8 protein-coding genes are annotated in these 11106 nt (G+C 41.0%); 1 reads left to right on the top strand and 7 read right to left on the bottom strand.

Features of this window, described 5'->3' with window-relative positions; all coding sequences use genetic code 11:
* Positions 1–201: 201 nt before the first annotated feature.
* On the bottom strand, positions 202–2427 hold the full coding sequence (pbp2a, locus tag HMPREF2987_RS01380; RefSeq protein ID WP_075229009.1) for a penicillin-binding protein PBP2A: 2226 nt from the start codon (positions 2425–2427) through the stop codon (positions 202–204).
* A gap of 88 nt (positions 2428–2515) precedes the next feature.
* Between pbp2a and HMPREF2987_RS01375 the strand changes: the two genes are divergently transcribed.
* Complete coding sequence (locus HMPREF2987_RS01375) at positions 2516–3391, top strand: RluA family pseudouridine synthase (RefSeq protein WP_142995332.1); 876 nt, start codon at positions 2516–2518, stop codon at positions 3389–3391.
* A gap of 68 nt (positions 3392–3459) precedes the next feature.
* On the opposite strand, the gene gap is transcribed toward HMPREF2987_RS01375, so the two are convergent.
* The 6 genes from gap to tkt all read right to left on the bottom strand — a co-directional run bounded on the left by gap (position 3460) and on the right by tkt (position 11018).
* Positions 3460–4470 carry a type I glyceraldehyde-3-phosphate dehydrogenase gene (gene gap / locus HMPREF2987_RS01370; RefSeq protein ID WP_049492462.1) on the bottom strand — a complete coding sequence of 337 codons (1011 nt, stop codon included), beginning with the start codon at positions 4468–4470 and terminating at the stop codon, positions 3460–3462.
* Between the two features lie 265 nt (positions 4471–4735).
* Positions 4736–7387 (bottom strand): bifunctional acetaldehyde-CoA/alcohol dehydrogenase, encoded by a 2652-nt coding sequence (adhE, locus tag HMPREF2987_RS01365; RefSeq protein ID WP_060956407.1) that lies wholly within the window; start codon positions 7385–7387, stop codon positions 4736–4738.
* Positions 7388–7687: 300 nt separating this feature from the next.
* Complete coding sequence (locus tag HMPREF2987_RS01360; RefSeq protein WP_075229008.1) at positions 7688–8101, bottom strand: MORN repeat-containing protein; 414 nt, start codon at positions 8099–8101, stop codon at positions 7688–7690.
* Complete coding sequence (locus HMPREF2987_RS01355) at positions 8076–8531, bottom strand: low molecular weight protein-tyrosine-phosphatase (protein WP_075229007.1); 456 nt, start codon at positions 8529–8531, stop codon at positions 8076–8078. The genes HMPREF2987_RS01360 and HMPREF2987_RS01355 overlap by 26 nt, the downstream gene beginning before the upstream one ends.
* A gap of 48 nt (positions 8532–8579) precedes the next feature.
* Positions 8580–8900 carry a preprotein translocase subunit YajC gene (gene yajC, locus HMPREF2987_RS01350; protein ID WP_049548835.1) on the bottom strand — a complete coding sequence of 107 codons (321 nt, stop codon included), beginning with the start codon at positions 8898–8900 and terminating at the stop codon, positions 8580–8582.
* Between the two features lie 141 nt (positions 8901–9041).
* Complete coding sequence (gene tkt / locus HMPREF2987_RS01345) at positions 9042–11018, bottom strand: transketolase (protein ID WP_060956295.1); 1977 nt, start codon at positions 11016–11018, stop codon at positions 9042–9044.
* Positions 11019–11106: the final 88 nt, after the last annotated feature.

The raw sequence follows: 11106 nt of genomic DNA, 5'->3' as shown, positions 1-11106 counted from the left end.
CTCTAAATCCCTGAGAAGGGACTTGCGGCCTTTGTATAGTTGTACTCTAGAAAACAGTATTTTTTCTACTATAGTATAAATCAAACCGTAAAAAGTGGAAAGATACATTTCATTTCATTTCCTATCTTGTCTTTCTTAACTCTATTGTAGAAACTAGCAATAAAAAAGACAAGAATTTCATATTCTCATCTTTTATATAAATTAGCGGAAAAGATCTACAATAGTATCCCAAACCGTCTGAGCTTTTTCTTTAATCTTAGCATCTGAAATTGCTTTTCCTGCTTCATCAACCAAATTTTGTGCTCGTCCACGAATATCGGCTAATATATCATCCGACTGTGCACTAGTATCATTTGATGTATGTTTACGTGTGTTTTCTGGAGCAATACCATTTAACTTATAGGCATTTTCCACTGTAAAGGTGCTACCCGGCGTATATGGTAGGATTGTTTCCGCCATGCTTCTAAAGATATGAGCAGCTCCATTTGAAGTAGAACCTGCTAAATAGTGATTTTCATCAGTAGTCGGAAAACCGAGCCAGTGGCTAATCACTAAATCAGGGGTATACCCAATAACCCATTGATCACTTGTATATTCTGGGTTGAAGGCCGCTTCTGTCGTTCCTGTTTTCCCGGCCATGATAAAGTCATCTGGAGACGAACTGATCCCTGTACCATTTGTAAAGGTTCCTAGCATCATACTAGTCATCTTATCGGCAACTGACTTGTCAATAACTCGTTTTTGAGTATTTTTATGACTTGCAATCACTTGTCCGCTAGCGTTTTCAATTCGGGTGATAAAGTGAGCTTCAGGCATTATCCCTTCATTTGCAAATGCTGCATATGCTTGAGCCATCTGAAGCGGATTGGTTTCCACACCACCACCTAGGGCAACTCCGAGTACTCTGTCGACATTAGTCATATTGAGGCCGAATTTTTCTCCTGCCTCAAAAGCTTTATCGATACCTAGTTCTTTTACGGTTGCTACTGCAGGCAAGTTTAGAGATTCAGCCAAGGCTTGATACATCGGCACTTCTGGAGATGTCTTGATCCCTGCGTAATTATCTACCTTGTAATCGCCATACTCCATGGTATGATTATCCAACTCTTTATTAAGAGCCCAACCAGCTTCGACTGCTGGTGTGTAGACAACTAAGGGTTTAATAGTTGAACCTGGACTTCTTTTTGACTGAGTTGCATAGTTAAAATTACGGAAACCTGTTTTATCATCACCAGCTACACGGCCTACAACTCCTCGTACGCCTCCTGTTTTAGGTTCCAAGGCGACACTACCTGATTCAGCATGCGTTCCATCTTCGGCTGTTGGGAACAGAGATGTATTTTCATAAATGACCTGCATATTAGCCTGGTAATTCTGATCTAGTTCTGTATAAATTCGATAGCCGTTGTTCACAATTTCTTCTTCTGTTAAGTTATACTTTTCAACCGCTTCATTGACAACCGCGTCGAAATAAGACGGGTATCGGTAATCCGATATTTTCCCCTCATAAGTATCCTGCAACCTAGAAGCCATATCAACACTAGATGATGTTGTCTCAGTATCCTTATCAATAAATCCAGCTGCAACCATGTTTTGCAAAACAGTATCCCTACGATTAGTGGAATCTTCAAGCGAACTTAAAGGATTGTATAATTCCGGTCCTTTAAGCATTCCCGCTAGAGTAGCCGCTTCATCGAGAGTTAATTGTGAAGCTGAAACCCCAAAATACTTTTTACTTGCATCCTCAACACCCCAAACTCCATTACCAAAGTAGGCGTTGTTCAAATACATGGTTAGAATTTCTTTTTTACTGTATTTTTTGGTTAGTTCTAAGGCAAGGAAGAATTCTTTTGCCTTTCTCTGCACAGTCTGATCTTGAGATAAATAGGCATTTTTTGCCAACTGCTGAGTAATGGTAGAACCTCCACCCGATCTCCCCGCTGTCAATATTGCCATGAAGAAACGGGCATAGTTAATACCATCATTTTTATAAAAGCTTCGATCTTCAGTTGCGATGACTGCATTTTGTAAATCTTCGCTAATATCAGCAAGCTCAACATATGTTCCCTTTTGCCCCGATAAGGCCCCTGCCTCATTCTCCTCTCTGTCAAAGATGACAGTTCGTGTTTTTAAAGCATTTTGCAAATCTGTAACATTTGTTGATTTAGCCAAGGCAAATAGATAGACCCCAACGAATAAACTGGCACTAAGTCCTAGGATAAGGACGATTTTCGTCAGATGGTAGCGACGCCAAAATTTGCGAATTGGTCCGACTTGTCCTGCTTTCTTTCGGTCTCCTCTCGATCGTCGCAAGTTACTCGTCGATCTTTCTTCTTTATAAGCGTCGTCATTTTTTGCTTCTGGAGTTTCATTCTCCTCTTTCTTAAACAAAGAAAGGAATTTTTCAAATAGATTATCTAATTTCATGCGTTTATTTTATCATCTTCCCCTTAGGAAGACAAGAATTTAGCTAGTTTCTCTGTCCAAATAGGTTATTTTTTGTTACAATATCTGTATGAAATTTACCTTTATTATTCCGGATTCTTTGCCTGAAATGACCGTCAAATTTTTCCTAGAGGAGCAACTACTCATTCCGAGAAAAATCCGTCATTTCCTGAGGACTAAAAAGAATATTCTCATCAACAAAGAACAAGTTCACTGGCATCAAATCATTAAGCCTGGCGATGAATGTCAGTTAACTTTTGATTCTGATGACTATCCTAGTAAGGAAATCCCTTGGGGAGACCCAAATCTTGTCCAAGAAGTCTACCAAGACCAACATTTAATCGTTGTCAACAAACCTGAGGGGATGAAAACTCACGGGAATCAACCCGATGAGATTGCCCTCCTCAATCACGTGACAGCTTACACAGGGCAAACCTGTTATGTGGTTCATAGACTAGACATGGAAACAAGTGGTTTAGTGCTTTTTGCTAAGAATCCCTTCATCCTCCCCATTCTCAATCGTTTATTGGAAAAAAAAGAAATCTCTCGAGAGTACTGGGCACTAGTGGCTGGTAAGCTCGGAAGAAAAGAACTTGTTTTCCGTGATAAAATTGGTCGTGATCGCCATGATCGTCGAAAACGTCTTGTTGATCCTAAAAATGGTCAGTATGCCGAAACCCATGTGACTCGATTAAAAGAGTTCAAAGATAGTACTTCATTGGTTCGTTGTCAGCTAAAAACCGGACGGACGCATCAAATTCGGGTCCATCTTTCCCACCACAATCACCCCATTCTCGGCGATCCCCTCTACAATTCAAATTCAAAAACAAGTAGACTCATGCTCCACGCCTATAAACTTTCCTTCACACATCCGCTTACTCTAGAGAAATTAAGCTTCACTGTCCTCTCAGATACTTTTGAAAAAGAATTAAAAAAGAATGGATGATTGCGTCATCCATTTTTCCATATAAGAAAAAGCAAGACCAGTTGGCCTTGCTTTTATCAACTCAAGAATTATTTAGCGATTTTAGCGAAGTATTCAAGAGTACGTACAAGTTGTGCAGTGTATGACATTTCGTTGTCGTACCATGAAACAACTTTAACCAATTGTTTACCGTCAACGTCAAGAACTTTAGTTTGAGTTGCGTCAAACAATGATCCGTAAGACATACCTACGATATCTGAAGATACGATTGGATCTTCTGTGTAACCGTATGATTCGTTTGAAGCTGCTTTCATAGCTGCGTTCACTTCATCAACAGTAACGTTCTTTTCAAGAACAGCAACCAATTCAGTAACTGATCCAGTTGGAGTTGGAACGCGTTGTGCAGATCCGTCAAGTTTACCGTTCAATTCTGGGATTACAAGACCGATAGCTTTAGCAGCACCAGTTGAGTTAGGAACGATGTTTGCTGCACCAGCGCGAGCACGACGAAGGTCACCACCACGGTGTGGTCCGTCAAGGATCATTTGGTCACCAGTGTAAGCGTGGATAGTAGTCATCAATCCTTCTACAACACCAAAGTTGTCTTGAAGAGCTTTAGCCATTGGAGCCAAGCAGTTTGTAGTACATGAAGCACCTGAGATAACTGTTTCAGTACCATCAAGAACATCGTGGTTAGTGTTGAATACAACTGTTTTAACGTCGTTTCCACCAGGAGCAGTAATAACAACTTTCTTAGCTCCACCTGGGTGCAAGTGTTTTTCAGCAGCTGCTTTCTTAGCAAAGAAACCAGTAGCTTCAAGAACGATTTCTACACCGTCGTTAGCCCAGTCGATTTGTTCTGGATCACGTTCAGCAGAAACACGGATGAATTTACCGTTAACTTCAAATCCACCTTCTCTAACTTCCACAGTTCCGTCGAAACGACCTTGAGTTGTGTCATATTTCAACAAGTGTGCAAGCATAACTGGATCTGTAAGGTCGTTGATGCGAGTAACTTCAACACCTTCTACGTTTTGGATACGGCGGAAAGCAAGACGACCGATACGTCCGAAACCGTTAATACCAACTTTAACTACCATTAGTGATTTCCTCCTTATGAAAATCATGAAAATTTTATTGTGAAAAGAGTAACTTGAATCACTACAAATCACCTTTCAACAAACCTATTATATAACTATTTGAGTTTAATTGCAAGCGCTGGCCTTGTTTTTCTGATAAGCTTTGGTAATATTTTCATTTCTTTACTTAGCCTTGCATCTGACTCTCATCCTTGCAATTTTTTATGAAAATACACTCTCTAACCATAAAAAACCGAGGTTCCCCTCGGTTTTGGCTGATAATCAATTATTTACGGCGTCCTGGTCTTTCTTTGTAACCATAGTAAGCATCTTCGATGATTTCTTGCATATGGTCAACCATTGGAAGACGTGGGTTTGCAGGTGAACATTGGTCTTCATAAGCAAGGAAGGCCAATTCACGTGAATGTTCTTTCCATTCTTTTTCGTCAACACCTTGTGCTTTGAAGTTCATTTCGATACCTACGCGTTCACCGAGTTCGTAAACAGCTTTTGCAAAAGATTCAACCCCTTCTTCTGGTGTAGAAGCTGGAAGTCCAAGCATACGAGCGATATCTTGATATTTCTCATCTGCACGGTAGTAGTTGTACTTAGGCCATGTAGCTGTCTTAGCTGGGCGAGTACCGTTGTAACGGATAACATATGGAAGCAAGATTGCATTTGTACGTCCGTGAACTGTGTGGAATTGCGCACCAATCTTGTGAGCCATTGAGTGAGAAATACCTAGGAAGGCATTGGCAAAGGCCATACCAGCGATTGTTGAAGCGTTATGCATTTTCTCACGTGAGTGGAAGTCTGCATTCTTAACTGAGCTTTCAAGGTTTTCGAATACAAGTTTGATAGCTTGAAGCGCAAGACCGTCAGTGTAGTCGCTAGCCATTTGTGATACGTAAGCTTCAGTTGCGTGAGTCAATACGTCCATACCAGTATCAGCAGCTACAAATCCAGGAACTGTCAATACCAAAGCAGGGTCTACGATTGCCACAGTTGGTGTCAATGAATAGTCAGCGATTGGGTATTTACGGTTGTTTGCTTTATCAGAGATAACGGCAAATGGAGTTACTTCAGATCCTGTACCAGATGTAGTTGGGATAGCGATGAATTTAGTCTTCTTACCAAGTAATGGGAATTTGAAGGCACGTTTACGGATATCCATGAATTTTTGTACAAGGTCACGGAAGTCCACTTCTGGTTGTTCATAGAAGAGCCACATTACTTTAGCAGCATCCATTGGAGATCCACCACCAAGAGCGATGATTGTATCTGGTTTGAAGGCACGCATGATCTCAGTACCACGTTCAACTGTAGTAATATCTGGATCTGGTTCTACATCTGCAAAGATTTGGTAAACAACCTTATTGCGACGAAGGTCAAGTTGTTCGATGATACGATCAAGGAAGCCAAGCTCTACCATAGCGTGGTCAGTAACGATCATGACACGCTCAACGTCACGACATTTTTGAAGGTATTGAATTGAATCACGTTCAAAGTATGTTTTTGAAGGAAGTTTCATCCATTGCATGTTATTTCTCCGTCTTCCGACTTTTTTGATGTTCAAGAGGTTGATGGCGCTAACGTTATCCCCAACTGAGTTACGTCCGTAAGAACCACATCCGAGTGTCAATGATGGCAAGAAGGCATTATAAACGTCCCCGATACCACCGAAAGTAGAAGGTGAGTTACAGATAACACGAATAGCTTTAACAGCTTTACCAAATTCTTTAGTCAATTCTTCATCAGCTGTATGGATGGCTGCTGAGTGCCCAAGACCGTTAAATTCAACCATTTGACGAGCTTTAGCAATACCATCTTCACGGCTTTCAGATTTCAAAACTGCGATAACTGGTGACAATTTTTCACGAGTCAATGGCTCGTTTTCACCAACTTCTTTACATTCTGCAGCAAGAATGTTTGTCCCTTCTGGAACAGTAAATCCTGCTTGTTCTGCAATCCAAGTTGCTGGTTTACCAACAATGTCAGCGTTCAATTTTGCACCAGCACAGTTTTTGCTGTTTGCTTTCACGCCGAAGCAGAACTCTTCAAGAAGAGCTTTTTCTTTTTTGTTTACAAAGTAAGTGTGATAAGATTTGAACTCTGCTACAAATTCATCGTAAATTTCTTTGTCAATGATAACCGCTTGTTCAGATGCACAGACCATACCGTTATCAAATGATTTAGACATGACGATATCGTGAGCAGCTTGGCGGATGTTAGCTGATTTTTCAACATAAGCTGGAACGTTACCGGCACCTACCCCAAGAGCTGGTTTACCACATGAGTATGCGGCTTTAACCATGGCATTACCACCTGTTGCAAGGATTGTTGCAATACCTTCGTGGTTCATCAACGCGCTAGTTGCTTCCATAGATGGTTCAGTAATCCACTGTACACAGTTTTCAGGAGCTCCTGCTTTAATCGCTGCATCACGCACGATTTGAGCAGCGTGAGCAGATGATTCTTGAGCTGATGGGTGGAATGCAAAGACAATAGGATTACGAGTCTTCAATGAAATCAAAGCTTTAAAGATTGCTGTTGAAGTTGGGTTAGTTGTTGGAGTGATACCACAAACAACACCAACTGGTTCAGCGATAAGAGTCAATCCTGTTACATCGTCTTCTTCGATAACACCAACTGTTTTAGTGTGGCGCATGTTGTTTACTACGTGCTCACAAGCAAATAGGTTCTTAGTTGCTTTATCTTCAAATACTCCACGTCCTGTTTCTTCAAAGGCATGTAAAGCCAATTCTCCGTGAGCATCAAGTGCTGCAACTGAAGCTTTTGCTACGATATAATCGACTTGATCTTGGTCGAGTTTACGCATTTCTTCAAGGGCAACTAAAGCTTTTTGCACCAAACCATCGACATGCTTTTCAGCAGCGAGTTTCTTTTCTTCTGGTGTTACAGTTTTTTTATCAGCCATATTTTCCTCCATAGCTTTCAAGGATTGTAAGTCCTTTGTTAATTTTTTCACAAGTTTATTATAACTCTTTTTTTAAAATTTGTAAACAGTTTCATGAGCATTTCACAAACTTTTTTTGTTTGTTTGTGAAAATGATGTCAAACACCCTTCTGCAGATGCTTTTGAACCGATAGTTTGTGAATGTTTTTAAAAAAGTTTTATTTTTCACAAACTTAATTGTAAAGAAGGGTTGGAAATGCCTCTTGTTTCCATGTAAGCGTTTTCCTATCCTCTGAAAGAAGACCTCCTTCTAGGAGGAGGTTACTGTGGTTGTTGGAACAAACCTTGCTTGAAGTCTCCCTCATAAACTACTTCTTGTTCAGTAGTCAATTTTCCTTTTCCCTCAGCTTGGCCATTTACAAAATCACCCTCATATACCCAGCCTGCTTTGGCTTGATAGGTACCTTTACCATTGAAGGCTCCATTACTGAATTCTCCAGTATAGCTATCACCGTTTGCAAAGGTAACAGTTCCCTGACCATTCATCTTACCACGAACTAGGCTTCCATCGTAAACAATGGTATCCCCATCCAGTTTGAGAACTCCTTGCTTGGGAAGATTTGTCAGAAATACTAAACCTGCGCAGACAACAATGACGATTACTGTCGCAATTTCTAGTCGAGGGCGTGTCAAATAGACACTGTATTTTTCATAGAGTTTCTTTATATTTTCCATTTTCACTCTCATTTTCTAAGCGACTTAACCAAGCTCGACAACCAGTTGAAATCCGATCATAAGTTTCTTCAAAATCACCTGTATACCATGGGTCTGGGACGCTTTCAGCTGCAAACGCTTGGATCTTATCTTGTTGATCTTGCGGGCACATCTGATATAAGTCAGCAAGGTTAGACTCATCCATACCAATGATATAGTCAAAATACTCAAAGTCTTTTTTAGAAATTTGTTGGGAAGTTTTCGAAGTATCATAAGGAACGCCATGGATTCGAAAGATTCCTTGTGTCCCTTTGTGGATCGGATTGCCATGTTCCCAGGAAGAAGTCGCTCGGCTTTGAACCTCATACTTATCGGTCAAGGATTTCATCACAAATTCCGCCATAGGACTGCGACAAATATTACCAAGACAGACAAAGGCAATTTTTTTCATTACTCTTCCTCTCACTTATAGAAAAACGGGAATGTGATCCACCCCGTTTTATTCTTCAATAGCACTGCTGTCTTCAATAACAGCTCCTTCAGGTGTCACAGCTTCTTTGACTGGCAAAACAGTTCGAATTGCTGCCAGTTCGAAGGTTAAGTATACGCCATCAACATCAAGAACAATTGTTCTATTTTCTGTGTCTACTTCATCGACTGTACCGTAGAGACCACCAATAGTGATTACTTCGTAGCCTTTTTGAAGCTTATTGAGGCTCTCCATACGTTTTTCCGCTTGTTTCTTTTGAGAACGTTGCATGAAGAACATCAAGCCCAACATCAAGACAAGCATAATTAAAAATGTTAAATTCCCACCCATTATTTTTACTCCTTTGTAATTAGATAAAACTACTATAACAAATTTTAAGTGTTTTTACAAGATTAGGCCATGCTTTTATATCAAGAAAGAGGCTAGGACAAAAATTCCCAACCTCGACTTTTTTAGCAATATGCCTCTATATTATTTCAAGTTGTTTACAAGTTCTACTAAGTTTTCAACTGTAAATCCATACTCTGCTAAAACTTTTGGTGCTGGCGCAGACGCTCCAAAGGTATCAATACCGAGAACCGCTCCATCAAGACCAACGTATTTATACCAGTTTTGAGTTGCTCCCATTTCAACTGCTACACGACGACGAACTGCATTTGGTAAAATCTCTTCTTTGTATGCTGCATCTTGTGCATCAAAGACATCTGTAGATGGCATGCTGACTACGCGAACTTTTCCACCTTGGCTTGCCAATTCTTTAGCGGCTGCAACAGCCAGATTAACCTCTGAACCAGTCGCAATCAAGATAGTGTCGAAGTCTGCTGCATTTTCATAAACGACATAAGCACCTTTCGCAACCTTGTCAAAGTCTGTTCCTTCCTCAACAGTCAAGTTTTGACGAGTCAAGACAAGAACAGTCGGTGTTTTCTCGCTCTTAACTGCTTGATACCAAGCTGCTTGTGTTTCACGTGCATCAGCAGGACGGAAAACATTAAGGTTTGGAATCGCACGAAGACCTGCCAAGTGCTCAATCGGTTCATGAGTTGGTCCATCTTCACCAACTGCGATTGAATCGTGAGTGAAGACATAAGTCACTGGAAGACCTTGTAAGGCTGACAAACGAACTGCTGCTTTAAGGTAGTCTGAGAATACGAAGAAAGTTCCACCATAAACTCGAAGTCCACCGTGAAGAGCCATTCCATTCAAGACAGTACCCATTGCAAATTCACGAACACCAAATTGGATGTTACGATTTAAGCGATTTGCATCATCTTGAAGTCCATCAGTTTTGATGTAAGTCATATTTGAATGAGCGAGGTCTGCTGATCCACCAAGGAAGGTTGGCAATTTAGCAGCCACTACATTCAAAGCATCCTGACTTGAGTTACGAGTTGCTTGAGAGAAGCCATTTTCTAAAGCTGGGAAGTCTTCTGGAGTCACCTCAACTGGATCGCGTCCTTCGATAATTGCTTCCACTTCTGCAGCCAGTTCTGGGTGAGCTTCTTTATAATCTGCGACTAGTTTTGTCCATGCTTCATAGGCTGATGCGCCACGGTCTGCAACATTTTCTTTGAAATCATCATAAACTTCTACTGGGATTTCAAACGGTTCATAGTTCCAACCAAGTGCCTGGCGAGTTGCTGCAGTTTCATCCGCTCCAAGAGGAGCACCGTGTACGGCATTAGTCCCTTGTTTATTTGGAGAACCATAACCAATAACAGTTTTCACTTCGATCAAAGATGGTTTTCCTGAAGCCTTAGCTTCTTCAATAGCAGCATGAATAGCTTCTAAGTCTGTTCCATCTTCTACCAAGGCTGTATGCCAACCATAAGCATTGTAACGATCGCGGACACTTTCTGTGAAAGAATCTTTTGTCTCACCATCCAAGTTGATATCATTTGAATCATAAAGAACAACCAACTTGTCAAGCTTTTGCAAGCCTGCATAAGAAGCAGCTTCACTTGAGACACCTTCCATCAAGTCACCATCTCCACAGATAACGTAAGTGTAGTGGTCAAAGATGTTATAACCTTCACGGTTGTACTTAGCTGCAAGGAAACGTTCTGCTTGTGCAAAACCTGTCGCAGTCGCAATCCCTTGTCCTAGAGGGCCTGTTGTTGCATCAACCCCTGCTGTATGACCAAATTCTGGGTGACCTGGAGTTTTAGAGCCCCATTGACGGAAGTTCTTTACCTCATCCATGCTCACATCTTCAAAACCAGAAAGGTGAAGAAGGGCATAAAGAAGCATTGATCCGTGACCAGCTGAAAGAATGAAACGGTCGCGGTTAATCCAGTTTGGTTGAGCTGGATTGATACGAAGTTCTTTAGTGAATAGGCTGTATGCCATCGGTGCTGCACCCATGACTACCCCTGGGTGACCTGAGTTGGCTTTATTGATAGCGTCAATACCTAGAAAACGAATCGCATTAACAGATAGATTTGACATAGAATTTCCTTTCTCTTTGAGGTGATAGGTCTATCACATATTCTATTTGTACTATTATATGAAAATTATCCGTATCGTGCAACATACG

Source organism: Streptococcus sp. HMSC067H01 (genome assembly GCF_001814775.1).
GTDB lineage: Bacteria > Bacillota > Bacilli > Lactobacillales > Streptococcaceae > Streptococcus.
The sequence above is the reverse complement of the archived record's forward strand: the minus strand, read 5'-3'. Positions and strand labels throughout refer to the sequence as shown.